At 64.8% G+C, this 25,488-nt stretch carries 22 protein-coding genes and 1 pseudogene; 20 read left to right on the top strand and 3 right to left on the bottom strand.

Annotated features, from left to right (window positions below):
• Positions 1-12 precede the first annotated feature (12 nt).
• A complete protein-coding gene (locus tag ACYVLP_RS10650) occupies positions 13-1,863 on the top strand; it encodes a potassium transporter Kup (protein WP_460627339.1) in 1,851 nt (616 codons plus the stop codon).
• A 262-nt stretch (positions 1,864-2,125) separates the two neighbouring features.
• Here the strand turns inward: ACYVLP_RS10650 and ACYVLP_RS10655 are convergent, their stop codons facing one another.
• Positions 2,126-2,869 carry a GntR family transcriptional regulator gene (locus ACYVLP_RS10655; protein ID WP_460627315.1) on the bottom strand — a complete coding sequence of 248 codons (744 nt, stop codon included), beginning with the start codon at positions 2,867-2,869 and terminating at the stop codon, positions 2,126-2,128.
• A 65-nt stretch (positions 2,870-2,934) separates the two neighbouring features.
• Between ACYVLP_RS10655 and ACYVLP_RS10660 the strand changes: the two genes are divergently transcribed.
• The 13 genes from ACYVLP_RS10660 (at position 2,935) to ACYVLP_RS10720 (ending at position 17,992) form a co-directional block, all read left to right on the top strand.
• Complete coding sequence (locus ACYVLP_RS10660) at positions 2,935-4,365, top strand: FGGY family carbohydrate kinase (RefSeq protein ID WP_460627316.1); 1,431 nt, start codon at positions 2,935-2,937, stop codon at positions 4,363-4,365.
• 2 nt (positions 4,366-4,367) lie between these two features.
• Entirely contained in the window at positions 4,368-5,789 is a 1,422-nt protein-coding gene (locus ACYVLP_RS10665) for an FAD-dependent oxidoreductase (protein WP_460627317.1), read from the top strand.
• Positions 5,786-7,078 (top strand): NAD(P)/FAD-dependent oxidoreductase, encoded by a 1,293-nt coding sequence (locus ACYVLP_RS10670; RefSeq protein WP_460627318.1) that lies wholly within the window; start codon positions 5,786-5,788, stop codon positions 7,076-7,078. The genes ACYVLP_RS10665 and ACYVLP_RS10670 overlap by 4 nt, the downstream gene beginning before the upstream one ends.
• A complete protein-coding gene (locus ACYVLP_RS10675) occupies positions 7,056-7,670 on the top strand; it encodes a DUF1349 domain-containing protein (RefSeq protein ID WP_460627319.1) in 615 nt (204 codons plus the stop codon). The genes ACYVLP_RS10670 and ACYVLP_RS10675 overlap by 23 nt, the downstream gene beginning before the upstream one ends.
• Positions 7,671-7,744: 74 nt before the next feature.
• Positions 7,745-8,506, top strand: a complete 762-nt coding sequence (locus ACYVLP_RS10680) for an SDR family NAD(P)-dependent oxidoreductase (protein WP_460627320.1) — start codon at positions 7,745-7,747, stop codon at positions 8,504-8,506.
• A 57-nt stretch (positions 8,507-8,563) separates the two neighbouring features.
• Entirely contained in the window at positions 8,564-10,192 is a 1,629-nt protein-coding gene (locus ACYVLP_RS10685) for a GMC family oxidoreductase (protein ID WP_460627321.1), read from the top strand.
• A complete protein-coding gene (locus ACYVLP_RS10690; RefSeq protein WP_460627322.1) occupies positions 10,189-10,683 on the top strand; it encodes a hypothetical protein in 495 nt (164 codons plus the stop codon). The genes ACYVLP_RS10685 and ACYVLP_RS10690 overlap by 4 nt, the downstream gene beginning before the upstream one ends.
• A 193-nt stretch (positions 10,684-10,876) precedes the next feature.
• Entirely contained in the window at positions 10,877-11,566 is a 690-nt protein-coding gene (locus ACYVLP_RS10695; RefSeq protein ID WP_460627323.1) for a GntR family transcriptional regulator, read from the top strand.
• Positions 11,567-11,570: 4 nt separating this feature from the next.
• Positions 11,571-13,409, top strand: a complete 1,839-nt coding sequence (locus ACYVLP_RS10700) for a putative nucleotidyltransferase substrate binding domain-containing protein (protein ID WP_460627324.1) — start codon at positions 11,571-11,573, stop codon at positions 13,407-13,409.
• 59 nt (positions 13,410-13,468) lie between these two features.
• The gene (locus ACYVLP_RS10705; RefSeq protein ID WP_460627325.1) at positions 13,469-14,038 is read left to right on the top strand and encodes a 3'-5' exonuclease; all 570 of its coding nucleotides are present in this window, start codon (positions 13,469-13,471) and stop codon (positions 14,036-14,038) included.
• Positions 14,039-14,124: 86 nt separating this feature from the next.
• The gene (locus tag ACYVLP_RS10710) at positions 14,125-15,012 is read left to right on the top strand and encodes a dihydrodipicolinate synthase family protein (RefSeq protein WP_460627326.1); all 888 of its coding nucleotides are present in this window, start codon (positions 14,125-14,127) and stop codon (positions 15,010-15,012) included.
• Between the two features lie 40 nt (positions 15,013-15,052).
• Positions 15,053-16,525 carry an APC family permease gene (locus ACYVLP_RS10715; protein ID WP_460627327.1) on the top strand — a complete coding sequence of 491 codons (1,473 nt, stop codon included), beginning with the start codon at positions 15,053-15,055 and terminating at the stop codon, positions 16,523-16,525.
• Between the two features lie 12 nt (positions 16,526-16,537).
• Positions 16,538-17,992 (top strand): aldehyde dehydrogenase family protein, encoded by a 1,455-nt coding sequence (locus ACYVLP_RS10720; protein ID WP_460627328.1) that lies wholly within the window; start codon positions 16,538-16,540, stop codon positions 17,990-17,992.
• A 104-nt stretch (positions 17,993-18,096) separates the two neighbouring features.
• On the opposite strand, the gene ACYVLP_RS10725 is transcribed toward ACYVLP_RS10720, so the two are convergent.
• Positions 18,097-19,008 (bottom strand): LysR family transcriptional regulator, encoded by a 912-nt coding sequence (locus ACYVLP_RS10725; protein WP_460627329.1) that lies wholly within the window; start codon positions 19,006-19,008, stop codon positions 18,097-18,099.
• Positions 19,009-19,206: 198 nt separating this feature from the next.
• Between ACYVLP_RS10725 and ACYVLP_RS10730 the strand changes: the two genes are divergently transcribed.
• The 5 genes from ACYVLP_RS10730 (at position 19,207) to ACYVLP_RS10750 (ending at position 23,717) form a co-directional block, all read left to right on the top strand.
• Positions 19,207-19,722 carry an RbsD/FucU domain-containing protein gene (locus ACYVLP_RS10730; protein WP_460627330.1) on the top strand — a complete coding sequence of 172 codons (516 nt, stop codon included), beginning with the start codon at positions 19,207-19,209 and terminating at the stop codon, positions 19,720-19,722.
• A 1-nt stretch (position 19,723) separates the two neighbouring features.
• Positions 19,724-20,545 carry an alpha/beta hydrolase gene (locus ACYVLP_RS10735; RefSeq protein ID WP_460627331.1) on the top strand — a complete coding sequence of 274 codons (822 nt, stop codon included), beginning with the start codon at positions 19,724-19,726 and terminating at the stop codon, positions 20,543-20,545.
• Between the two features lie 9 nt (positions 20,546-20,554).
• A complete protein-coding gene (locus ACYVLP_RS10740) occupies positions 20,555-21,664 on the top strand; it encodes a substrate-binding domain-containing protein (protein ID WP_460627332.1) in 1,110 nt (369 codons plus the stop codon).
• 5 nt (positions 21,665-21,669) lie between these two features.
• A complete protein-coding gene (locus tag ACYVLP_RS10745) occupies positions 21,670-22,461 on the top strand; it encodes an ATP-binding cassette domain-containing protein (RefSeq protein ID WP_460627333.1) in 792 nt (263 codons plus the stop codon).
• A gap of 146 nt (positions 22,462-22,607) precedes the next feature.
• The gene (locus tag ACYVLP_RS10750) at positions 22,608-23,717 is read left to right on the top strand and encodes a sugar ABC transporter permease (RefSeq protein WP_460627334.1); all 1,110 of its coding nucleotides are present in this window, start codon (positions 22,608-22,610) and stop codon (positions 23,715-23,717) included.
• 173 nt (positions 23,718-23,890) lie between these two features.
• On the opposite strand, the gene ACYVLP_RS10755 is transcribed toward ACYVLP_RS10750, so the two are convergent.
• Positions 23,891-24,775, bottom strand: a complete 885-nt coding sequence (locus ACYVLP_RS10755) for a phosphotransferase (protein WP_460627335.1) — start codon at positions 24,773-24,775, stop codon at positions 23,891-23,893.
• Between the two features lie 630 nt (positions 24,776-25,405).
• Here ACYVLP_RS10755 and ACYVLP_RS10760 point away from each other — a divergent pair.
• A pseudogene (locus ACYVLP_RS10760) lies at positions 25,406-25,488 on the top strand (electron transfer flavoprotein subunit beta); the annotation flags it as partial.

The following is a 25,488-nucleotide window of genomic DNA, read 5'->3' on the forward strand; positions in this document are numbered from 1 at the left end:
CTGCCCTTGGCTTTGGGGGCCTTGGGTGTCGTCTTCGGGGACATCGGCACCAGCCCGCTTTACGCCCTCCAGACCGTGTTCTCGATCGATCACAACATGGTCGACACCGCCCCGGCGGACGTGTACGGCGTTATCTCCCTGGTGTTCTGGTCGATCACGCTCGTCGTCTCGGTCAAGTACGTGGTCTTCATCCTGCGCGCGGACAACGACGGCGAGGGTGGCGTGATGGCGCTAGCGGCGCTAGCGCGGCGCACGGTGCGCCCCGGGGGCAGGCGCTTCGCGCTGGTCATGCTGCTCGGCGTGCTCGGTGCATCCCTCTTCTACGGGGACAGCGTGATCACGCCAGCCATCTCCGTGATGTCCGCGATTGAAGGCTTGTCGGTCACGACGCCCCAGCTCGTGCACCTTGTAGTCCCGCTGGGAGCGACGATCATCACAGCGCTGTTCGCAATGCAGCGCTTCGGGACGCACCTCGTCGGGCGATTTTTCGGCCCAGTGATGGTGCTCTGGTTCGTCGTGCTGGGAATGCTGGGCGTGGCTCAGGTCGTCCGCGACCCAGTGATCCTGCGCGGGCTGTCCCCGCACTACGCGGTGCTGTTCGTGGCCCAGCACCCGGCCATCGCCTTCGTCGCCATGGGGGCCATCGTGCTGTCCATCACGGGCGCTGAGGCGCTGTATGCCGACATGGGCCACTTCGGGCGCAGCCCCATCCGGCGGGCCTGGTTCTTCGTGGTCTTCCCCGCGCTCACCCTGAACTACCTCGGCCAGGGCGCTCTGATTCTCAAGGAGCCGTCAGCCGCGGCGAGCCCGTTCTTCCACCTCGCCCCCGAGGCCCTCGGCATCCCGCTCGTCGCGCTGGCGACTGCGGCCACGGTCATCGCGTCGCAGGCAGTCATCTCCGGCGCTTACTCGGTGTCCCGGCAGGCGGAGCGCCTCGGCTACCTGCCCCGGCTCACTGTGCGGCATACCTCACGGGTCGAGCGCGGCCAGATCTACATTCCCGCGGTCAACTGGGTATTGTTCGTCGGCGTGATGCTGCTGCTGGTCCTGTTCCGGTCCTCGGATCGGCTGGCCACGGCATACGGCCTTGCAGTCACGGGTACCTTCCTCATCACAACCACACTGTTCCTCATCCATGCCGAGTCGGCATGGCACTGGGGGCGTGGCAGGCTGCTCCTGCTGGGTGTCCCCTTGGGCGTCCTCGAGCTAACGTACTTCGGCGCCAATCTCACCAAACTGTTCCACGGCGGGTGGCTCCCCGTGCTGATCGCGCTCGTCGTGGCCGCGGTGATGCTGACCTGGCAGCGCGGACGGATCCTCGTGACCGATCAGCGCACCGCGATGGAAGGACCGCTCCAGCCGTTCATCGACATGCTTCACCGCGACCCGGTGGACAAGGTGCCGGGCACCGCCGTGTTCCTACACCCGGACAAGCAGACGACGCCGCTGGCATTGCGGGAGAACGCCAGGTTCAACCATGTCATCCACGAATCCGTACTCATCGTCAGCACCACGTCGGAGAACGTGCCGTTCGTTGCCGATCACGAGCGCGTCGAGCTCGACCACCTCGGCGACCCGTACGACGCGATCTCCCACATGACGCTGCGTTTCGGCTTCCAGGAGGACCAGGACGTACCACGGGCGCTCGCCGCGGCTCGCACGCTCGGGATCATCGACGTGGATCCGACGGCTGCCTACTACTTCTTGTCCCGAATCAGCCTTCAGCGCGGCAAGAGCGGCGAGATGAGCTCGTGGCGCAAGCGGCTCTTCCTCGGGCTGGCGCACAACGCCGCCACGCCCACCGAGTACTTCCGGCTCCCGGAGGATCGGACCGTGGTGATGGGCGCCACGGTCATCTTCTGACCCCGTGGACACTGCTGCCAACGGATCGCCCACCTCCCGTCCGGTTCGCACCCGGTTCTCGCCCGCCGTGCGAGTCGCACGCCTCCGGGGGCTGGTGCTGAGCGGCCTTCCTGGCCATCGGCATCATGGTTCGGTCGCGCGTCGAGGTCACGGCGCCAACCAGCCGGCAGGATCCTTGCGCAGCCGATGAGACACATCAGGCGCCCCTCGCGACCAGAGGACCTCGGTGCCGATTGCGATCAGCCGGGCATGCAGCCGTGCGTCACGCCAAGTGCCGACTGATCGGGCCAACGTCCGCCGCGAACTCGAACGCCGCTCGGTCAGCTCGGTAGGTGTCGATGGCGTACTCGACGCACACCCCGACGGCGTCGACCGTACGTCGAGTCATCAGAATTCCAGGAGCCCCTTCGCGAACGCCAAGGAGCGTGGCGGCCTCTCGGTCGAGGCTCCGGCTCTCGAGCAGTGCGTAGGCCCTCTTCGGTGTGACGTCATAGGTGTCGCTCATGAGCGCCCAGAGCGATCCGTCAAGCCGATGATCGAGAAAGCCTGGCATGAGCTCAGCGGGGAGAGCGGTCTGTTCGATGGCGAGGGGTTCACCATCGACGAGTCGTAGGCGTTTGAGGGCATGAACGAGGGATCCTGGGGAGAGGTTCAGCTCCTTCGCCTGCTCGCCGGAGGCGGCGATGGTTCTCGCCTCCAATACTCGTGCTTGGGGGGACTTGCCGAGCCGCTCGACCTGCTCTGTAAACGAACCGACCTGGAAGCGGACGCGCGGTTCAGCTACGAAGGTCCCACGTGGGGGTCGCCTGTAAACCGACCCCTCACTCTCAAGGACGGTGACTGCCTGTCTGGCGGTCATTCGGCTCACCTGGAACTCTTCGCCGATCTCGCGCTCGGAGGGCAGCAGGGTGTGCGGAGGCATGTGGGCGATCCGTTCGCGCAGCTCTTCCGCGATTCGGGCGAACGCCGGAGCAGCCTGCTGGTTCTGTATCCCTTCAATCCTCACCCTTGCAGACTAGCACCGCGGTCTATACCATGTGGTTGTTGCATGGTATAGACCAAGGAGTCAACATGGCGATCCTGGCCATAGACCAGGGCACCTCCGGCACCAAGGCGGTGGTGGTCGGTGACGACGGCCCGACGGTCCTCGGGTCGGCGTCCCTGCCCATACATCCGCGGAAGCTCCCCGGCGGGGGTGTTGAGCAGGACCCGCGCGCACTCCTTGAATCGGTCCTCGAAACGGGCCGGCGGGCCTGCGCCCAGGCTGGCGTGCGTATAGACGCCGTTGCCCTCGCGAACCAAGGCGAGACCGTCCTGGCATGGGACAAGCGGACGGGCGAGCCATTGTCCGAGGCAGTCGTGTGGCAAGACCGGCGGGCTGCGAGACTCTGCGCCGAACTAGCGTCCTCCGCCACCTTGGTAGCCGCACGGACAGGACTCACCCTCGACCCGTACTTCTCAGCGCCAAAGATGGCGTGGCTGCGGCGGAATGTGACCGAGTCCGGTGTGGTGACGACCACGGATGCGTGGCTGGTGCATCACCTGTGCGGCGCTTTCGTCACGGATGCCGCGACGGCGAGCCGATCCCTAGTCACCGATCTCGACTCCGGTGAATGGGACCCCGAGCTGCTCGAGGTCTTCGGTCTGGGTGACGAGCAACTCCCCGCGATCGTTGGCTCGGACGACGTGGTAGGTACGACAAATGAGTTCGGATGGGGTGACGTACCGGTCGCCGGGCTGGTTGTAGACCAACAGGCGGCCCTGTTTGCGCAAGCCTGCTTCGAGCCCTCGAGCGCCAAGTGCACGCTGGGGACCGGAGCATTCCTTCTCGCGAACACCGGGACGGTCGGCGTCCGATCGGCTACAGGGCTCGCCGCGTCAGTAGCGTGGCGACTTCGAAACGAGATTACCCACTGTCTCGACGGCCAGGTTTACACAGCCGCCTCCGCGTTCCACTGGCTAGAGGAAATCGGTCTGATCACCGGCCCCGAGGGGCTAGATCAGCTGAACGTCGAAGACGCAGGCGGCGTCCTTTGCATTCCGGCGTTCGCCGGTCTCGGTGCGCCGTACTGGCGCCCGGAGGCGACTGCCACCTTCAGCGGTGTGACCCTCTCCTCGCGCTCCGAGCATCTTGTCCTGTCGGTGATGCAAGGGCTCGCGGCGCAGATCGCCGAAGTTCTCGACGCGATCGGCCAGGACCTCGAGCTCAAATCAGGCGTCCTCCGTGTCGATGGAGGCCTAACCAGGTCGGACCGACTAATGCAGACTCTGTCCGATATCGCACAGGTCCGGGTCGAGGTCTATCCCTACGCTGACGCCACGCCTCTTGGCGCGGCCGCCATGGCGCGCATGGCGATGGATCCCCATCTGAGCTCCCGCGATGCTGTTGGCGAATGGCGTGCGAACTCTGCCTACGAGCCCATGTGGCCAGCTGACCGCGCCGCGGACTTCCGCGACCGCTGGAACCGAGCGCTGAGAACAAGCGTGAGTGCCGAGGAGTGAGAATGACACCAACAGCACCCGACTACGACGTCGCCGTCATCGGCGCCGGGATCGTTGGCGCGGCCATCGCCCGAGAGCTAGCCGGCTACCAGCTCGACGTCGCACTGCTCGAAGCGCGGGACGACATCGGTGAGGGCACCAGCAAGGCCAACACCGCGATCCTGCACACCGGCTTCGACGCCAAGCCCGGAACACTCGAATCCCGACTCGTTGCGCGAGGCTACGAGCTGCTGTCACGGTATGCCGACACCACGGGAATCCCCATCGAGCGGACCGGGGCTCTGCTGGTCGCCTGGGACTCAGAGCAGCTCGCCGCACTTCCAGGGCTCCAGGAGAAGGCGCGACAGAACGGCTACGACAAGTGCGAGATCGTAGGCGCTGATCACGTCTACGCAGAGGTTCCGGCCCTGGGGCAGGGTGCGCTTGGTGGCCTGTCAGTGCCTGATGAGTCCATCATCTGCACCTGGACGACAAACCTCGCGTTGGCTACAGAGGCGGCCATGCGCGGCGTCTCTATTCACCTCAATCGGGCGGTGACCGGTGTCTCCCGTGAGGGCGAATTCACCGCCCTTCACACCGACCACGGCGGAATACGCGCCCGGTGGGTGGTCAACGCGGCGGGACTGGGCTCTGACCACATTGATCGCCACTTCGGATACGAGCGGTACACGGTGACACCCCGGCGTGGCGAGCTGTTCGTCTTTGACAAGCTCGCCCGTCCGCTAGCGCCCAAGATCGTGCTGCCTGTTCCAACCTCGAGAGGTAAGGGCGTCCTGGTAAGTCCGACCATCTACGGCAACGTGATGCTCGGACCCACATCAGAGGATCTCGAAGACCGCCGGGCCACGGGAACCTCCGAGGAGGGTTTCGCTTTCCTCACTGCCAAGGGTGAGCAGATCATGCCCGCCCTGATGACGGAGGAGGTGACAGCGACCTATGCCGGGTTGCGGGCGGCCAGCAACCACCCTGACTACCTCATCGACCTGGACCAGGATCAGGCATATGTGCTGGTCGGTGGCATTCGTTCCACCGGTTTGACCTCCGGCATGGCTATTGCCGAGTACGTCTTGGGTTTGCTGCGCGCCGGGGGTTTGACATTCGAGCCCCGCGAACAGCTGCCCGACCCACCGAAGATGCCAAACCTCGGGGAGTCCTTCGTTCGGCCTTACCAAGACGCAGCGTTGGTGTCCACCGATCCCGCGTACGGCACGGTCGTCTGCTTCTGCGAACGGGTTACTGAGGGCGAGATCCGCGACGCGTGTGCGTCGGTTGTGCCGCCACACAGCCTGGAGGGGCTCCGCAGGCGCACTCGTGTCTTGAACGGGCGCTGCCAAGGCTTCTTTTGCGGCGCCCGCGTTGCAGAGCTCGCCGAAACACTTGGCGTCGGTAACGGTGCGCAAGCGCGAACTGAGGAGCCATCGTGACGGAAGCCCCACGCCAAACACTCGAGCCGGCCGTCGCGATCGTCGGCGGAGGCCCAGCGGGTCTGACGGCTGCCCAGGCCCTCGCGGGCCGCCTTTCCGGCGAGGTGCTCGTGCTCGACCGCGAGGCGGAGGCCGGCGGCATCCCCAGGCACAGCGACCACACCGGTTACGGGCTGCGGGATCAACACCGCATCATGTCGGGCCCTGACTATGCAAAGCGACTGTCGGCTCTAGCCCGACGGGCCGGTGCCAACATCATGACCCAAGCCATGGTCACCGGCTGGTCCGACCCCGCAGGGTCGCCCGCGCCGACTCTCGAGGTCACCAGTCCTCATGGGCTGCTGCTCGTCCGGGCGGGCGCTGTAGTCCTGGCTACCGGGGCGCGGGAACGTCCTAGGACGGCCAGACGAATCCCTGGAGATCGCCCCAGGGGAGTGCTGACCACGGGCCAGCTTCAGAACCTTGTGCACCTGCACCATCAGGCGGTGGGGCAACGCGCGGTCGTGGTGGGCAGCGAACTTGTGAGCTGGTCGGCCGTGATGACGCTGCGCGAGGCTGGCTGCCGTACCGTGCTCATGACCACGGACAAGACCCATCACGAGGCCTATCTGGCGTTTTCGTTGGCAGGCCGCATCGGTCTACGGGTCAAGGCCGCGACGAGCACCCGCGTCGTGCGTATCGTCGGGCGGGGTCGTGTCGAATCTGTCGAGGTGGAAGACGTCCGGACCGGTCGACGTAGCTTCGTCGACTGCGACACCGTTGTCTTCACCGGTGACTGGATCCCTGACCACGAGCTGGCCCGCACCGGGGGCCTGCTCATGGACGCCGGAACCAGGGGACCCACTATTGACTCTTCCCTGCGTACGAGCCGTCCCGGCGTCTTTGCCGCAGGCAATCTCATCCACCCCGTGGACACTGCCGATGTGGCCGCGCTGGATGGTCGCCAGGTGGCCCGGAGCGTGTGGGACTTCCTCCGCGCCCAACGACCCGATCCTCACACCGAGGTCCTGAATGGGGCGCCGATTCGAGCCGGTTGGCCCTTCTCGTGGGTGGCTCCCAATGTCCTCACCCTGGGCCGCCCAGCCCCCTCCCGTGAGCGCCTCTTGCTGTGGCCCCAGCAGTTCGTCAGGAGCCCCGTCGTCGAGGTAACGCAGGGGGACCGTCCAATCTCACGACGACGCCTTCCCTGGCCGGCTGCGCCCGGGCGCGTGTTCCGCGTGCCCTGGTCGCTCCTTTCGCCTGCAGATCCGGAGGGTGGTGAGATTCGTGTCGGACTCACCCGTCGGTGAGGTAGTTCAGACGAGGCGAGTCGAGTGGCGCCGCGGAGCCTGGTTCAACCCGCCCAACTGGATCCGCCGGAACGGGGACGCGTTGTCAATCCCGGCCCCGAGGGGTTCCGACATGTGGCGATCGCCGACTTCCGGCGCCAGACGGGAGTCCGCGCCAGCATTGCTCTTCGACCTCCCCACAGGGTCGGCCATCGAGGTGGACATCCAGCCTTGGCTTGCCTGCCCGTACGACCAAGCCGGCGTCCTGATCCAGGGCGGTGCAGGGGACTGGGTCACGGCAGGTTTGGAGCAGGGCCTCGGTGTTCTCATGCTCGGAGCTCGGCTGTCACGGTCGGCACGGGACGAAGCCGCCGTTGCGGTTGCTGGCTGGGCGGAGCGCATCGTCACGGTCAGGGTCAGTCGGGGGGAGCACGCCCTGACCGTCCGCGCTCGGTCGCAGCAAGATCCATGGCGCCTCGTCCTCGTCACGCCGCGTGCGACGACGGGCACGATCCGCGTAGGGCCGTACTGTGCCGCCCCGCAGCGCAGCGGGCTTGAGGTGTGTTTCAACCGAGTGGCGATCGGGCCATCGGACAATTCGCCGCGTTTGTAGGCAGGCAGGGGCTTGACGCAACTAGGGTCGCCGGGCCAAGATGAATAGTCGATTGTCGACAATAGGAGAAGGTAATGGGAGTTGTAGACGGCAAGGTCGTCGTAGTCACAGGCGCGGCTGGCGGCATCGGCATCGCGATCGCCGAGGACCTCTTCGCCGAGGGTGCGACGGTGATCGCCACCGCACGAAAGGACGGGCAGGTCAAGGAGCTCGCCGCGCGCCACACGGACCCGCGCTGGCGCGCAGCGCAGCTGGACGTCACCAGCGATGAGTCCTGGGCCACACTCATCAAGGACGTCCTGGCAGCGGATGGACGTATCGATGGGCTCGTCAACAACGCGGGTGTGCTGTCCCCCAACGATGTTCCCTCGTCGACCCTGGCGGAGTACGACCTGCACTTCGACGTCAACGTCAAGGGTGTATACCTCGGCAGCAAGCACGTCCTTCCCGCCATGATTACGGCCGGCAGCGGCTCAATCGTCAACTTCGGCTCGATCAACTCGCTTGCGGCCGAGCAACAGCTTGCTCTGTACACCGCGTCCAAAGGCGCCGTTCTCATGCTGACCAAGGCCATCGCTCTGGACCATGCCGCGTCGGGCGTCCGTGCAAATACCCTGTGCCCGGGTTTCGTCGACACGCCGCTGAACGTGCCTCATTACACGAAGCTTGGGGGTCGCGAGGCGCTCGAGGAGGGTCTCCCCTCGTTCCAGCCCATTGGACGGGCGATTGAACCGCGGGAGATCGCGCAGCCGGTTACCTTCCTGATCTCGGACGCCTCAACTGCCATCACTGGCACCGCCTTTGTGGTCGACGGCGGCGTACTCGCCAAGGCCTAGCGGCCCCCAACCACAAGCCAAGATGCCCGCCGACGGAAACCTCACTTAGGAAGCCTCATGAGCGACATTGCCAGCACGGCGGAGATCGCGGACGTAGTCGTGATCGGAGCCGGTCCGTCCGGGTCGGTCGTCACCCATACCCTCGCCCAGCGGGGGTTCAACGTGGTCTGCCTAGAGCAGGGTGACTGGGTCAACCCTTCCGACTACCCCGCCAACAACCCCCAATGGGAGCTGCAGATCCAGCACCAGTGGGCCCACGACCCGAACGTGCGAAAGTTGCCCTCCGACTACCCAGTCGGTGTCGAAGAGTCGGACATGTGGCCGGTCATGTTCAACGCCGTGGGTGGGTCAAGCATCTACTACGGCGCAGAGTGGCCCAGGTTGCTCCCCTCGGACTTCCGTGTCCGTTCCCTAGATGGCATCGCCGACGACTGGCCCATCACCTACGAGGAGATGGCCCCGTACTACGACGAAGTCGATCGCTTCATCGGCGTCGCGGGTCTCGAAGGAGACACGGCATACCCCGCTGGTCTGACCTACCCACTTCCTCCTCACCCCTTGGGAAAGGCCGGCCGTAAGGCGGCCGCCGCGGCGAACGCTCTCGGTTGGCACTGGTGGCCCGGCACGAACGCCATCGCGAGCCAGAAGTTCAAGGAACTGTCGCAATGCGCCCGTTGGGGAACCTGCGAATGGGGCTGTCCCGAAAGTGCCAAGGCGAGCTTCGACGTTGCCTACTGGCCGCATGCACTGCGATCCGGTGCCACCCTGATCACCGGGGCACGAGTCCGCCACGTCGAGACCGGGCAGGACGGTCGCGCAACTGGCGTGGTGTGGATCGACCGAGACGGCCGAGACCACCTGCAGCGGGCGAACGCGGTCGTGCTCTGCGCCAATGGAATCGGCACCGCGCGAACGCTGCTGCTCTCCAAAAGCTCGCAACACCCGGACGGCCTTGGCAACTCCTCAGGGCTGGTCGGCAAGAACCTCATGCTGCACCCCAACTGCAGCGTCACCGGCTTCTACAACGAGGACTTGGCCAGCTGGAACGGGCCGGCCGGCCAGCTCATCCACAGCCTCGAGTTCTACGACACCCGCCCGGAGCACGACTTCGTTCGCGGTGTGAAGCTCCACGCCCTGCCCACTCCAGGTCCGCTGAACGCGGTTGAGGCCCACCGCGAGCTTGGCTACGACGCGGTCTGGGGGCCGCGATTCCTCGAGGTTGCGAAGTCGCATGCAGGAGGCATCCTATGGGCCGCGAACACCGAGGACCTCCCTGACGAGGCCAACCACATTGGGCTTCACCCCACGCTGACGGACGACAGTGGGATCCCCGCTCCCTCCGTCCACTATCGGATCAGCGACAACACCCGAAGGCTTCTTCGCTTCGCGGTGGACCGGATGCAGGATCTGCATGACGCTGCAGGGGCGGATCACACGATCCCTGTCGAGTTGTGGATCGACCAGCCAGGCCACCTGCTCGGGACAGCCAGGATGGGAGCCGACCCAGCAACCTCGGTGGTCAACTCCTTTGGCCAGGCCCACGACGTCGACAACCTCTTCATTGCGGACGGCAGCATCTTCGTCACGAGCGGCTCGGCCAACCCAACGTGCACCATCGCCGCCCTCGCCCTCCGCGTGGGGAAGCACATCGCCGAAACGGCATCGCAGAGGAAGGAAAGCGCATGAGCACGCAGCCGCTCAGGCTGTCGGTCCCGCCGCCGCGAAAGCAGACCCCTCGTCCGCTCACGGACGGCGAGCGCGCCGTCTACACAGCCATCGCGGACGTACTTTGCAGTGGCGACGGCAGCGCGCCTCCACCGAGCCAGTGCCCCGAGTTCGACGACACGCTCGACTTGGCCCTCGCTACCCGGTCGGACTCCTTCGACGGGATTGTCCGCACAATCGCGCAGGCCCCGGAGGGTGCCGAAGCGATCCAGCGATGGCTGAGAAGTCTCCACGACAACGCCGCCTCCGACTTCCAGGTCCTGTCGGCGGTCGCCGCAGGCGCCTACCTGATGGTCCCCGAGATCCGGACAGCGGTCGGATACCCCGGACAGCGGCGCAACCCGCCCAAGGCCGAAGAAGCGATCGACGAGATCATGGACGGAATCCTGGACCCAGTCCTCGAGCGTGGGTTCTTCTACGTCCCGACACCTGGTCAGGAGCGCAGCCCGTGAGCAGCGGGTCGTCGTACCATCAAGGGCAGGCCAAAGCATGGATGCCGCAGCTCTGCCAACTCGGAGTGAACACGTCCCAACCTGCTGCCGGCGGGACAGGAACGCCGAGCCAGGTGGACTGAGGACCAACTGTGGCTGGCGCAACCAGCAGCATTCACGCAGGAGGTTTTGGGCGTTGGCTAGATCATCAACCGTGAAGTTCGGGCCGCTCAACCAGCGCACGACGCCGGACAACATCCACGGACTGCTGCGCGCTGCGATCCTTGATGGCCGCCTGGCGCCGGGCAGTCAGCTTCGGGAGGCCCACATCGCAGCCGACCTCGGGGTGAACAGGGCTCCTCTGCGCGAAGCCCTGATCAAGCTGGAGGAGGAAGGGCTCGTTGTCAGGATCCCCTTCCGTGGTGCGTTCGTTGCGGAGGTCAGTGCCGAGGACATCGCAGAGATCGCCTCCCTGCGCTTCCTTGTGGAGCCATATGCCGCCCAACTTTCTTTCGATGCCCTGCACGGTCCGCAGAAGGCCAGGATGACCCGGGTCATCAAGGCCCTGCACGCTGCGACGGACAAGCGCGATATCCCGGCAAGCATCGATGCCCACCTGCAGTTCCACGGGCTCTTCTATGAGTTCTCGGGCCACAAGCAGCTTCAGAGTCTCTGGGGCGGGTGGGAGTCGAAACTCAGGCTGTTCTTCGGGGCGGACCACCGTTCCTACGCGGACCTGCACGAGATCGCGGTCGCTCACGAGCAACTGGCCGAGATGCTCCTGACAGGAGATTGGGATCGGTTCCGGCACGAGCTCGCCCACCATGTGCACTCAGCCCCTGGGGCGCCCCTCGACCTGTACGAGAAGGCACCAGAGGACGCACAGCTGGCCCAGCCCCAGTAGCACCGTGCAGGAGTACATCGACTTCCTCGGCAAGCAGGCGCCGTACGACCGTCTCGACGAGGACGACTTGGCGCGCCTGGGCCGGCTCGTGGAGGTCGAGTACTTCGCAAGCGGCACGACCATCGTGGAAGCGGATCAACCTCAGCTGGACCACCTCTTTGTGGTCCGAACTGGGATGGTCCAGGTCATGGATCGCGGGCGCGTCGTTGATGAGCTGGGCCCAGGGGATACCTTCGGCCACATCTCAGTGCTGAGCGGCCTGCCTCCGCCCTTGTCCGTCGTGGCGTCATCGGACACCCTCTGCTACTTGCTCCCGGATCCAAGACGGGTGCTCGCGCACCCGGAGCGTCTGACCTTCAGCCACTACCACAGCCTCGTGAGCCGTCCCCTGCTCGTCGCGGCATCGGCGGAATACGCCCTCCGCGAGGTCTCCGACTTCATGCGCCCGCCAACCTGGGTCGAAGAGGGGACGGCGATACGCGATGCGGCCATGAAGATGTCTCAGGACCACCAGTCGTGCGTGCTGTTCAGGACTGCCAGAGGCCTCGGAATCATGACCGACAGCGACTGCCGCAGACTTGTCGCGACGGGGCTCCTAGCCATCGATGCGCCCGTCAGGGACGCTGGCAACGTCCCCGCACTGACCGTTGATGCCGGCGCGACCGCCGCGACCGCCCTTCTCGAAATGGTCCATCACGGCGTCCACCATCTAGTGGTCTGCGCGCCCGGTGGCGAGGCCATCGGGATCGTTCGCGCCGTCGACCTGGGTTCCGCCGACGTCCGCGACCCTCTCATCACTCGATCGGCGATCGAGAACGCGCGAGACCTCGACGAGCTGAGGCAGGCCGCTGAGCTACTCCTCCCGACGGTGGCCGAGTTGCATGCCAACGGGCTGCCGAGTCTGCGTATTGGAGCACTGCTCGGTGCGATGACCGAGGCAGTCATCGAGAAGTGCGTGTCCTTCAGCCCCTATTTCGGGAGCGGGGGCAATGGCGAGGGCACCGATCAGGTCGTGACGTCCTGGCTCGTACTTGGCTCACTTGCGCGACGGGAGCCCCTGCCCTGGTCAGACATCGATACGGGTCTCATCTGGTCCGCTCCACCTGGTTTGCGCTCGCCGGACCCGCGACGCCTGCAGGACGCCGCAGAGAGTGTCATCAGGTTGTTCGAGCGCTGCGGACTCCGCCGGTGCCCGGACGGTGCCAACGCGAGCAACCCTCTCTTCAACAGGTCAAGCGATGCTTGGCTTGCGGCCGCGTCGCATTGGGTGGAGCGGCCTGAGGCGCCTGGTGCCCTCCTCCTGCCGGCGATCATCGCGGACAGCAGACCGATTACCGGCATGGAACTGGGAAGGTCAGTCACACGAAGGCTCGAAGGCCGTGCTTTCACGCGAGCTTTCCTTCAGGCCCTCCTCAACGAGGCGCTGGCGAACCGGCCGCCCACAGGCTTCGTACGGGACTTTGTCGTCGAGGCTACTGGGCGGCATCGAGGGGAGCTGAACCTCAAGCGTGGAGGGCTCCAACCTGTGGTGGCAATGGGCCGGTGGATCGCAATCACCCTACGCAGCACCATGTCCAGCACGGTCGAGAGGCTCCGCGCCGGCACCTCGGCAGGACTGCTGACCACCGATGAGGGCCAGACTCTCGAAGGGGGGTTCGAAGACATGTACGACCTTCTCTTCACAGCAGAACTGGAGGCGCTGCTGACAGGCGTCCCCGTGAGCACGTATATGAACCCGCATGAGCTCGACACCCTCGCGCGTCGCCACCTGCGCGAGTCATTCCGAGCCATCGCCAAAGTCCAGACCCGACTCGAGGCGGAGTGGATCTCACGTCTTGGCTGACCAAGCACCGCAGACTCAGCGGCTGGCCGGAACCAGGTCCGGGTCCGTGGCGTGGGGCCTTGTTCTCGGTCGTTGACGTGGAGACCAGCGGCCTGGACCTGCGCCACGACGAAATCCTGTCCATCGGTGTCGTCCCCATACGGCGGGCGCGGGTCACGGCGGAGACGTTCTATGCGGTATGCCGCCCCGACGGTCCCATCAGTCCGGAATCGATGAAGGTGCACGCCCTCACCTCCCAGGAGCTCGCGGCCGCCGACAGCTGCCGTGAGGTCATCGAGAAAGCCGCCGTCCTGATGCGTGGAACCGTGCTGGTTGCGCACGCCGCGTGGGTTGAGAGAGCATTCATCGACCGCGTGCTCCAGCCCTCCCGCCAGCGGCTGCCCAAGGGAATTGTCGATACCGCGGCGCTCGCACGAGCAGCGGCGCTCGCGGAGGCCGATGCTCGAGAGCCCTCGCTCGAGTGGCTCGCCCGAACGCTCGGACTGCCGGTCCACACCCCGCACCATGCCTTGGGTGACGCCGCGACCACCGCGATGGTTCTGCTCGCGTTGATCGGTCACCTCGAGCGGGTCGAGGGACCACTCGACATCACGCGGCTCATCGAGCTCTCGCGAGTCTTTGGCCGCTAGGAAACTGCCCTGACCTCGAGTCTTGCTTTCCGGCTCCACGTGCGAGACGATTGTCGACAATCGACTAACCTACTGAGGAGCTCACTATGACCGACCTTCGCGGCGTGCTTTCGGCTGTTGCGACCCCCTTCGACGCGAACGGAGACCTCGACGAGAAGGCCCTCAGGGTCCTGATCGAACGCACCATCGAAGGTGGAGTGCATGGCCTGGTGCCGTGCGGCTCTACCGGCGAGTTCGCCCAGATGACCAACGAGGAGCGCCGTCGGGTCGTCGAGGTCGTTGTCGACCAGGCTGGCGGGCGCGTTCCTGTTGTCGCGCACACCGGAGCCATGACCACCCGAGAGGCGCTCGGCCTGGCGCAGCACGCTGAGGCCGTCGGCGCCGCCGCCATCATGGCTGTGGCTCCCTACTACGAGCCGCTGGAGGTCGAGGAGGTCAAGGACTACTTCCGAGCTGTCGCCGAGTCGGTCACGATCCCTGTCGTCGTGTACAACCTGCCGGTTGCGACCGGCGTGAACCTAACCCCGGACGACATCGCTGAGCTCGCGACGTCGGTCCCGAACATCGAGTACGTCAAGGACACCTCCGGAGACTTCAGCCAGGCTGCCCGGCTCATCCATGACTACGCGGACGTCGTCAAGACGCTCGTCGGGTGGGACACGCTGTTTCTGGCCTCTGTCGTCGAGGGTGCCGCCGGATCCATCGTCGGCGCGTCCAACTTCATCGCGCCCCAGCTCGTCGCCGTCTATGACGCCGTGCAGGCCGGCGATCTGCCCACAGCGAAGGCGGAGTGGGATGCGATCTTCCCGGTCATGCAGTTCCTCGTGTCTGGTGGCTACGTCGCGGCCGTCAAGGGTGCCCTGGACCTTCTCGGCGCTCCGGTGGGGAGCCCGCGGGCACCGATCAGTCCGCTTGGTGAAGCTCGCCGGGACGAGCTCGCCGGGATCCTCAACAAACTCGATATCCGCCTTTGATGGCGTCCCCTACACTCCGTCTCTTCAAAGGTGAAAAGGCATGAGCACTGACAACCTCGCGTCCGACAGCGGTCGGACCACCTCGGCCACCCCCGAGACCATCGCATCCGCAGATGAAGAGCTACTCCTCAAGCTCGGCTACAAGCAGGAGCTGAACCGGGCCCTGGGCCTATTCTCCAGCTTCGGAGTGCAGTTCACGTCCATCGCCATCTGCTCCGGCATCTACACGACCATGATCGTGGGCTTCGGCTTCTTCGGGCCGGCCTCCTTCTGGTCTTATGTCGTCGGCGGTGCTTTGCAGGTCTTCGCTGTGGGTTTGGCCGTGGCACAGCTGGTCTCTGCGTACCCCCTGTCCGGCGGTGTGTATCAGATCGTGGGACGCATGACCCCATACCGCACCCTGGCATGGCAGTCAGGATGGTGGCTCGTCATCGCACACACCGTCGCAACGGCTGCTGTCGCGGTAAGCCTTGTTCCGTTCATTGCGGCCTGGTTCGGAATGACCGACGTTTCAGGCTTCCAGACCTCACTCATTGCCGCGGCTCTGGTGCTTCTGGTGACGGCGTTCAACCTCGTCGGCGTCAAGGCCGCCGCACTCTTGAACAACATCGGTGTCGTCGCAGAGATTGCCGGTGGCGTGCTTATCCTCGCGGCGCTCCTGATCGTCAAGCACCCCACCCAGCCCCTCTCCATCCTTAACGACTCTGCCGGAACGGCTGCCGATGGTTGGATTCTTCCTTTCCTGTTCGCGATGATCCTTCCCGCCTATGCGATCTCTAGCTTCGATGCCACTGGGAACGCTGCGGAGGAGACCAAGGACGCGCACAAGACCGCACCAATGGGAACATTCCTAGCCAATACGTCGGCTTACATCGTGGGTCTGGTGTTCATCTATCTCGTGGTCCGGGCGATCCCCAACGTCGACGAGATGATGAAGAGCTCAACACCGATGAAGTACATCCTTGAGTCGGCGGTCGGTTCAACGATCTCGACGATCTTCGAGGTAATCGCCATCGTCGCGCTCATCTCGACCATGTGCATGCTCCAGCTCACCGGTGTTCGTGTCCTCTGGTCTCAGGCACGTGACGGGCAGATGCCGGCGGCTCACTGGCTGCGCAAGGTCAGCGCCCAGCGCATTCCGATCAACGCGACGATTGTGCTGGCAGTGCTGTCGATCGTGTTCGTGTTCTGGTCGTCCGCGTTGTCCGTCCTCGCAGCTCTGACAGCGCTCGCCTGGGCCCTGGCCTACGGAGTGGTCGTGACCGCTGGAATGTGGGCGATCTTCAAGGGAAACATGCCGAAGTCGCACTTCAACCTGGGACGGGCTACTCCCTTTGTGTTCGCTGTCGCGGTGCTGTGGTCCGTCGTTCTGTGCTACCTGCTCGTCAAGTCGGACTGGACCCACGTCGGGTTGGGCATGCTGGGCGTGATCATCGTAGGAGCCATCATGTACATGACCATCCCGTCATCACGACGGGGAAAGATCGGCGTCATGGCCGAGCTCGGCGAGTGAGAGGAAAGACCGTTGACTGCAAACGCCACCGAACTCGGCGAGCTGCGCATCCACAGCATCATCGACGGCCGGACCGTAGACGGTGCGACAGAGCGCTCCGTCTCAGTGCTGAACCCCTCGACGGGCGCCGTGCTGGGGACGTTCGCCGAGGCGACCCCTGAGCAGGTCGACGACGCTGTAGCGTCGGCGCGACGGGCGGCCCCCGGTTGGGCGCGACTTACCCCAGGTGCCAGGGCAGCCCACCTCCACCAGCTCGCGGACCGCCTCGAGGAGCGGCTCGAGGAGTTTGCGGCCCTTGAGTCAGCCGATGCGGGCAAACCGTTCACGACGGCGCTCGAAGATGAGGTTCCGGGAATCCTCAACTCCCTGCGCTACTTCGCGAGTGCCGCGCGTTCCAGCACCGCAACTGCAGCGGGCGAGTACATCGAGGGCAACACGACTCTGGTCCGACGGGAGCCGGTCGGGGTCGTGGTGGCCATCACTCCGTGGAATTTCCCGCTGTGGCAGGCTGTCTGGAAGATCGCGCCCGCCCTCGCAACAGGTAACACGGTCATCGTGAAGCCGGCCGAGAACACCCCCGTCTCCACGACGCGATTCGTGGAGATGGCCAATGAGATCCTCCCTCCGGGCGTTCTCAATATCGTGCACGGGCGGGGCAGAACCATTGGTGAGCAGCTCGTCTCGCATCCGGAAGTTGACCTGATCTCCTTCACCGGATCCACTCGGGCTGGACGACGGATCGCCGAGCTGGCTGCGTCAGGGCCCAAACGGCTCATCCTCGAGCTGGGTGGAAACGCACCGGTCATCGTGTTCGATGACGCGGACCTGGACCACGCCCTTCCCATCCTGACCAACGGGATCTTGTTCAATGCTGGCCAGGAGTGCATGTCAGGGACACGCATCATCGCTGCGGAAGGGATCTACGACCGATTGGTCGCAAAGCTGGCCGAGCACCTGCAGACCTGGCAGATCGGCGATGCCTCCGACCCGGCGACCAAGCTCGGGCCGCTCATCAGCGAGGCGCATCTCGCCAGCGTGAGAAAGCTGGTCGAGAACCGACCGGCTGACTCGCATCTCATCGTTGGCGGTGACTCTCCTGACCTTCCTGGCTACTTCTTCAACCCCACTCTCATTGGTCGCCTGAACCAGACTGACGAGCTCGTCACCGAAGAGATCTTCGGGCCGGTAGCTACGGTCCAGACATTCTCGTCTGAGTCGGAGGCGCTGGAGCTGGCGAATGGAACGCCCTACGGTCTCGCGGCGTCCGTGTGGACCCGAGATGTGGGTCGGGCCCTCCGAATTGCGCGTGACCTTAACTTCGGCAACGTCTGGGTGAACAACCACATGGCTGTTGGTCCCGAGGTGCCGATCGGTGGCTTCGGCGCATCTGGGTACGGGAAGGAGGGTGGCCCAGCGGGCGTGGAGGAGTTCACGCGACTCAAGCAGGTCGTGGTCAACCTGACATAGCTGAACCCTCACCCAGAGCCCAAGGGAGGGGCGCCGAGAACGATGTCCGGCGCCCCTCCTGGCAGTCTGTCGGACTGCCTTTGTGTGCGTCGGACACGGCCGAATCAGGCAACCCGCCCCGCTGCAGCCGCGAGCCGAGAAACGAGCCACTCGTGTGCGGGGTCATTTGTCCGCCTGAGGTGCCAAACAGCGGTATCGCGGATGTGTGGAATCTCCACCGGCGGTTCCGTGTAGGTCAGTTCTGCGGCGCGCTCGGCGAGTGTCACGAGTCTGCGCGGCACCAACGACACCAGCCCCGTCCCTCGCAGCAGGTAGGGGATCAACAACTGACTCTCAGTCCGCACCTCGACCTGGAGCACGATGCCCGCACGATCCAAGGCGTCATCCGCCAGGTTGAGCCGTTCACCAGTTGAGTACTGAACGTACGGCATGGCCTCGAAATCCTCCTTTGAGACCTGCCCGGTCAACGCGCCGGCACCGAGCCATCCACAGAGAACGAACCTGTCCTCGTACAGGGGCAGGGTCGGATGGTCGGTGAGGCCCGCCGCGAGCAGCTGCTCGGAGATGATCAGGATGTCAACCTCGTCGCGAACGACGCGCTCGGTGTAGTCGTCCCGCAGCGGTTGAATGTTGACCCGCACCCCCGGCGCCTCGCGACGCAGACTCTGAAGCATCGGGCGGAGGATGATCAACGTGCTGTAGTCGCTGGCAACGATTGTGAAGCTTCGTTGCGCCGTGAGGGGGTCGAACGTCGGCCGGTCGATCAGGATCTGCTCGACCCGAGCGAGGGTCTCCTCGAGAGGTCCTTGCAGAGACTCTGCGTAGGGCGAGAGCGTCAGCTCGCGCCCACTCCTGACCAGCAAAGGGTCGTCCAGCGCCGTTCGTAGCCTTGCAAGGGCCGTGCTCATCGCGGACTGGCTCATGTGGAGTTCGGCAGCTGCCCTGGTGACGTTGCGGGTCCGCAGCAGGACCTCCAGGGGGACGAGAAGGTTCAGGTTCAGCTGCTGCAGTCGCATCGGCGCGTGCCTCCTCGCCCACGTGAGTATCCGATCTGCAGGACACCACGTATGCGCAAAACGAGTCTTCCGGCTTCTGTCGCCCCCACGATACCGTCGATTGTCGACAAAAGACGAGTGCTGAGCTCGTCGTCGACTCGACCGCTCACGGACCGCCCGGGTCCCGAGCGAATGTCACTGGAGTTCAGGAGGCGGAGCATGGCACCGAAGTCACGACTGCTGCACCCCCGTCTGGCGGAGCTTGTCGCGACGCTCCGACACGGCGAGATGCTATTCATTGCGGACGCGGGCTCGGGGACCAGCGCCAAGAGCCTGGTCCCGCTGGCGCCAGACGTTGAGTTCATCGATCTGGGCATCGCACCGGGCGTGCCGTCCGTCGCAGACCTGCTCACCGTGATCTGCGACGTGGGGGACATCGAGGCCGCGATCGTGACGACCGAGATGCGCCAAGCCAACCCTGAGGGTCGGGACTTCGTCGAGTCGCTCGTCGGGACATCGAACGTCCACGAGCTGACCTACGTGCCGGACTTCTACGAGTTGCGCGACCGAGTCAAGGCCGTCATTCAGACAGGCGAATACGCAGTGCACGGCAATGTGGTTCTGGTTGCGGGCTATCCCAGTCCACCGATTCCCCTGGAGTGGCTCACGTCGTCCACGTGGTTCCGCAGCCTCGGCAACGACAAGAGCATCCAGCCGCAGGGCCAAGGGGCCTAAGGTGCCGACCTTCGACGGAGTCACCGGTCCGGTCTATTACCGCATCTGGGGCCACCAGAATCCTCGGGCCGCGGTTCTACTCCTCCACGGCTACGGCGAGAACATCGCCCATTACCAAAGGCTCGCAGCGCAGCTCACGGAAGCCGGGCTCGAAGTCTGGGGGCTTGACCACATCGGGCACGGCCATACCCCCGCGCAGCATCCCGGCGTCTTCGGGTCCGTGGACAACCTGGCCGAAAACGCGCGCATCCTCCTCCGGCGTCTCGAGGAGACCAGGCCGGGACTGCCAGTAGTTCTGGTGGGCCACTCCCTGGGCGGGGTCGCGGCCGTGCAGGTGGCCACTACGGAACCTGCTCTCTCAGGCCTCGTTGCCACCGGAGCGCCGCTCTCGGGCTTGCCCCGAGAGGGGGTCGGAGAGGATCCCGTGATGTCGCGAGACCAGGGCTATCTGGACGCGATCGCGAATGACCCGCTTGGGTTTGACGCGGCATCAGCCGAGGACGCGTTGTGGCAAGCGATTGGGCAGGTCGTGCCGAACCTACGGGCCCGGGTACGCACGCTCAGGATTCCGGTTCTGCTGATCAACGGAGAGCACGATTGCTTCACACCGCCAACCGTGGCACGTGACTGGGCGGATCTGTTCCCCGATGCCCAGCTCGTGCTCCTCGATGGCTACCACGACATCGTCAACGACCTCCCGCACCGACGAGTCGGGGACTTGATCACCGACTTCGTGATGCGGGTCAGCGCCCCAACCCAACCCAACCCTCCAACAGCCGCTGCCGCTCCTTCGTCGTCAGCTGCTTCGCGCACCCACCACTAAGGAGACTCAATGCGCACTGTCACCAGCCTTGTGGCACTCGGCGGCCTGTCGGTCTTGGCCCTCACCGCCTGCACGACCAACCCGGACGCCGGCAATACTCCGTCGGCACAGGGGACCGCAGATCTCACCGGCACGATCGCCTTTCTCACCCCGAGCCAGACGGTCGTTCGGTGGACGCAGTACGACCAGCCAGCCATGGAGAAAGAGCTCAAGAAGCTGGCGCCGGGGATGAAGATTGAGGTTTTCAATGCCCAGGACGACGCCACGAAGCAGGTTCAGCAAGCCGAGGCGGCAATCACTAGCGGCGCCAAGGCAATCATTCTCACCGCTGTGGATCCGGACCAGACAGCGGCGATCACCGCGAAGGCCAAGGATGCAGGTATTCCGCTGATCGCCTACGCGCACGAGGCCAACAACAGCGACCCGAATTACTACATCACGGTCCCCTTCGAGCAAATCGGTGAAGAGTCGGCCACAGCCCTCGTCAGTGCCATGAACCCGGACACCAAGCCCGTCCGACTGGCGAAGATCTACGGTGACCCGAAATTCTTCTTCTACAGCGAGCAGGCAAAGGGGCATGAGAAGGTTCTGAAGTCCCTGGAGGACGCCGGCAAGGTCAAAGTGGTCTGTAAGGCGGACAGCCTTGACTACGACACGGGGAATGCGCGCCAGGCCATGGAGCAGTGTCTGACCAAGGTCGGCGACCAGGTCGATGCTGTGCTGGTGACCAACGACAGCACCGCCAACGGGGTCATTGCCTCACTCAACGCCAATGGCCTGGCCGGCAAGGTGAAGGTGTTCGGCGGGTACGACGCTGAGGCGGGGACGATCCAGCAGCTCCTCGCTGGAAACATCTCGACCGACATGCGACCGCCTTACGAGAAGATGGGCGCTGTGGCTATCGATGTTCTTGTCGACGCCGTGAAGGGACAGAGGCCATCTGCTGATGTCGTCAACGGGACCTACGACAACAAGAAGTCCCAGATCCCGACTGCCTTCGTTCCCAATATTCTCATCACCCCGGACAACGTCCAGCAGACCCTCATCGCCCCGGGCATCCTCACCAAGGAGGACGTCTGTGGAGGGCCTGCTGTGAGCTCGACCTTCTGCAAGGGCTGATTGTGATGTCGCTGGACACGCTCACACCACCCCCGACGCAGTCCTCGGCGGCACCGGCCCTCGAGCTGCGCAACATCTCCAAGCACTACGGTGGCGTCACGGCGCTCGCGGATGTCAGCCTTCACGTCAACAGTGGCGAGGTCGTCGCACTGGTCGGTGACAATGGCGCCGGGAAGTCGACGCTGATCAAGACCATCGCAGGGATCGTCATCCCGGATACCGGGGAGTTCCGCGCGAGCGGGCAGGAGATCCGCATCTCCTCGCCAACTGACGCTACTGACGTCGGCATCCAGACCGTGTATCAGGATCTCGCGCTTTGCGACAACCTCGACACTGTCCAGAACCTCTTCCTCGGCAGAGAACTCCACTCACGACGAGTGTTCGGCGCTCGACTGCAGCGGCCTGCCATGGAGAAGCGGGCACGAGAGGTGCTTTCGGACCTTGGAGTGAAAACGCTGCGCGACCTGACAGTTGCCGTCGGTGGGCTTTCTGGTGGACAGCGCCAGTCCGTGGCCATATGCAGGTCCGTCCTGTGGGATCCGGCCGTGGTACTCCTGGACGAGCCGACCGCGGCCCTGGGTGTTGCTCAGCGAGAGCAGGTCCTGAACCTCATCGGACGTCTGCGGGATCAGGGGCGAGGAGTCATCCTCGTCTCCCATGACCTCGCCGACGTCAAGTTCATCGCCGACCGAGTGCTGGTACTGCGCCTTGGCCGCCTGGTCGCCGAGTTCGAGCGTGGCAAGTACACGCGCGAAGAGTGCGTTGCGGCCATCACTGGAATGGACGGTGCAGCATGACTGTGGAATCAGTTCCGGGTGCCGGTGGGCCGACCTTGACGCCCCACGGCCCGCATGGAGCACCGCCGACGTCGGGCGTCACCGACGGCCAGCCGAGCGTCAGCACATGGACGAGACTTCTTGAAGCCTTCGCAGGCAGGTGGCGCATGGTGCCTGTGCTCCTGACTCTCGTAGTCATCTGGGCGTTCTTTGCCAGCCAGTCCTCGGCCTTCCTGTCGGCGCGGAACCTGTCGAACCTGTCCGTGCAGATCGTGGTAACAGGCATTCTTGCGCTGGGCCTCGTGATGGTTCTGCTCGTGGGGGAGATTGACCTCTCAGTGGCCGCTCTCGGAGCCGTGAGCACGGCACTGATGGCTCGGGTCATGGTTGCGGGCCATGCCTCAGTGGTGTTGCTACTTGCCACCGCTCTCATCACGGGAGTTGTGTTTGGCGCTCTGCAGGGAACGATTGTGACGCGATTCCGTGCCCCGGCATTCATCGTGACTCTCGGATCTTCACTGGTGCTGCAAGGCATCCTGCTGCAGATCCTTCCGCGAACAGGTCAAATCCCCCTGGCTGGTACTTTCGTCGAGAACATCGCTGGGAGCTACATGGTGCGATCGGCAGGGCTGGCGCTGGCGCCCGCCGTGGCGATCCTGGTGTTCCTCCTTGCCCATCAGACATACAGAGCCAACCTCCGACAGGGACACCAAACGTCTTACGCGCGTACGGTTCTCGTGCCGACGGCCATCTGCGTCGTTGCCAGCATCGGCGTTGTCCTGATCCTGAACGCGCACAGGGGCGTCCCAACAGCGGTCATCCTTCTGCTCTCGCTACTTGCGGTGATGTCGTACGTGACTACGCAGACCCGGTTCGGAACGTACTTGTACGCCATCGGTGGAAACGCGGAGGCCGCTCGCCGGGCCGGAGTCAAGGTGCGATCGATCAAGGTGGCGACCTTCGCCCTCGCCGGCGGCTTCGCAGCCATCGCAGGCTTGGTAGCGGCCTCGCGCACCCTCGGTGTCTCGTCGCAATCGGGTAGCGGGACGCTCCTCCTGGAGGCGGTCGCGGCCGCGGTGATCGGCGGGGCCAGTCTCTTTGGTGGCCGCGGATCGGTGTGGGCCGCTCTCGTCGGCTCGCTTGTCATCGGAAGCATTTCCAATGGCCTGGACCTGATCGGGGCGGAAGCCCAGGTGAAGCTGATCGTCCAGGGGACGATCCTCATCCTCGCCGTTGCGGTCGATGGCGCGCTGTCCCGGGGGCGTAGGGCCGGGTAAGGCCTGTGCGGTGTGGCACACCCTATGCGCTTGGTGCGCCACACCGCGCCAGCCTGTCCGAGCAGGCTCTCCATATAGGCGGCGCATTGCGCCGACCGCGCGATTCCTCCCCAGAACTCACGTGACCTCAGAGGGCGGTTTCGGCCGGCGTGACACGAAAAACCAGCGGCTTGTTATCCGCGGGCCGCCAGGTTGAATCGCTCACGAGCTTCGCCTTCGGCAAGCGACGTCATCCTGCCGGCAATGAGATCCTTCTTGGCATCGAAGAGGGCGACCCACAGGCCGGCTGCCCAGAAGAGCGCTTCATGGTCCGTGGACCAACCTGTCGCATGTGAGCGGTACTCATCCGCGAAGGCCGCTGACTCCTCGACGGATGTCACACCACCGCGATATCCGGCTGCGGCCATTCCGGCTAGCGCGGGCTCCGGTAGCCGCGCCAGGCTGTCCCAATCGAGCACTCCCTCGATCTCAGTCTCAGACCGCCACCAGACGTTCTGGGGGATCCAGTCGACGTGCCCCACAACCGGAGCGAACCCCGTTGCTTGCGCAAGAATCCCGCGCGTCGCGGCGCCCAGGTCATCAATCCAAAGCACGTTGACCGAGTTGAGGTCAACCTCCCTGTCGTCCGGCTGCGGCCACGTCCCCCGTTCCGTGTGCGCCCAAGCGGTCCAGGCCGGGTGGGGATCGAGGCCTCCGATAGCCGGTATCTGCGCAGTGAGCCGAAGTAGTTGTCCAAAGAGCTGCGCCGAGGCCTGTGGCGTGCCGATGGCGCCGGTCCGGCGCTCGACAAGCGTCTCTGCTGATGCCACAAGCCGGGGTCCGTATTGCGTTGGACGAACGAGAGGGCGTGGGCAGGCAAGTCCAGCGTTGAACAGGTGCTGCTGGACGTCGAAACAGGCATTCAAGCGGCTCTGCGCCGTGCGCACTTTGACGACAACGCCGCGGCCATCCTCGAGTGAGAGCCCGATCACGTCGGAGAAGTATCCAGATCGAAAATGCTGACTCTTTGGGCGGCTGCCGAGGTTCAGCTCACACCAAGCAACGAGTCGTGTGTCCAAAGCTCAACCAGCCCGAACGATGAGGCGCTGCTGAAGGGACTGTAGGTACCGATCGGTCTCCGCAGACCAGGGCCTCGAGCCGATCAGTGGCCCAAGTCGCCTCGCCGTGGATCCCGCGATATGGGCGCTCCGTGGCGGGTGTCCACCGACGATGATGTCCAGCATCTGCCCCCAGCTGTATGCCAAGCCAGGGGAGTCGACACCAACGCTGGCCGCCATCTCGGCCGGCGACATCCCTTGGCATCGAAGCCGGAACACGTCACCGAGCCTGGTTGTGTCCTTATCTAGGGCATCTTCAAGCTCTGCGCGAACCGTCTCGCTTACGTGCATAGCGCTTCGTCACGGGCGGTGGCGGGACGGACCAGTGAGGGTGGCCCGGGAGGTCAGGTGCCAAGGCGTGTCGGCGATCAGCGTCACCAGGGACCGCCACGTGGATCGCCACACTCCGGCGCCGACATCGTTGTGCGACCTCGGGGCGGTTGCTGGCTTGGGAGTCATGAGTCCGCACCTCTCGTTGATTGTCGACAATCTAGCGCATGTGCCCGACCCGCGGTAGAGGGTCGCGTAGATCACCTTCGCTGTTCAACCAGGCGGGTCTCCCGTATAGTCGATTGTCGACAAAGGAGTGGTATGAACATCGTCGTCTGTGTCAAGTACGTGCCCGACGCCCAGGCCGAGCGCACGTTCAACGCATCTGACAACACGACCGACCG

The organism is Intrasporangium mesophilum, assembly GCF_054783095.1.

What these genes read in the sequence shown, in the direction of transcription:
- ACYVLP_RS10660 (WP_460627316.1), top strand. Translation starts at nt 2,935, where the DNA reads ATGGCGATCCTGGCCATAGACCAGGGCACCTCCGGCACCAAGGCGGTG.
- ACYVLP_RS10665 (WP_460627317.1), top strand. Translation starts at nt 4,368, where the DNA reads ATGACACCAACAGCACCCGACTACGACGTCGCCGTCATCGGCGCCGGG.
- ACYVLP_RS10680 (WP_460627320.1), top strand. Translation starts at nt 7,745, where the DNA reads ATGGGAGTTGTAGACGGCAAGGTCGTCGTAGTCACAGGCGCGGCTGGC.
- ACYVLP_RS10685 (WP_460627321.1), top strand. Translation starts at nt 8,564, where the DNA reads ATGAGCGACATTGCCAGCACGGCGGAGATCGCGGACGTAGTCGTGATC.
- ACYVLP_RS10690 (WP_460627322.1), top strand. Translation starts at nt 10,189, where the DNA reads ATGAGCACGCAGCCGCTCAGGCTGTCGGTCCCGCCGCCGCGAAAGCAG.
- ACYVLP_RS10710 (WP_460627326.1), top strand. Translation starts at nt 14,125, where the DNA reads ATGACCGACCTTCGCGGCGTGCTTTCGGCTGTTGCGACCCCCTTCGAC.
- ACYVLP_RS10715 (WP_460627327.1), top strand. Translation starts at nt 15,053, where the DNA reads ATGAGCACTGACAACCTCGCGTCCGACAGCGGTCGGACCACCTCGGCC.
- ACYVLP_RS10725 (WP_460627329.1), bottom strand. Translation starts at nt 19,008, where the DNA reads ATGCGACTGCAGCAGCTGAACCTGAACCTTCTCGTCCCCCTGGAGGTC.
- ACYVLP_RS10730 (WP_460627330.1), top strand. Translation starts at nt 19,207, where the DNA reads ATGGCACCGAAGTCACGACTGCTGCACCCCCGTCTGGCGGAGCTTGTC.
- ACYVLP_RS10740 (WP_460627332.1), top strand. Translation starts at nt 20,555, where the DNA reads ATGCGCACTGTCACCAGCCTTGTGGCACTCGGCGGCCTGTCGGTCTTG.
- ACYVLP_RS10745 (WP_460627333.1), top strand. Translation starts at nt 21,670, where the DNA reads ATGTCGCTGGACACGCTCACACCACCCCCGACGCAGTCCTCGGCGGCA.
- ACYVLP_RS10750 (WP_460627334.1), top strand. Translation starts at nt 22,608, where the DNA reads ATGGTGCCTGTGCTCCTGACTCTCGTAGTCATCTGGGCGTTCTTTGCC.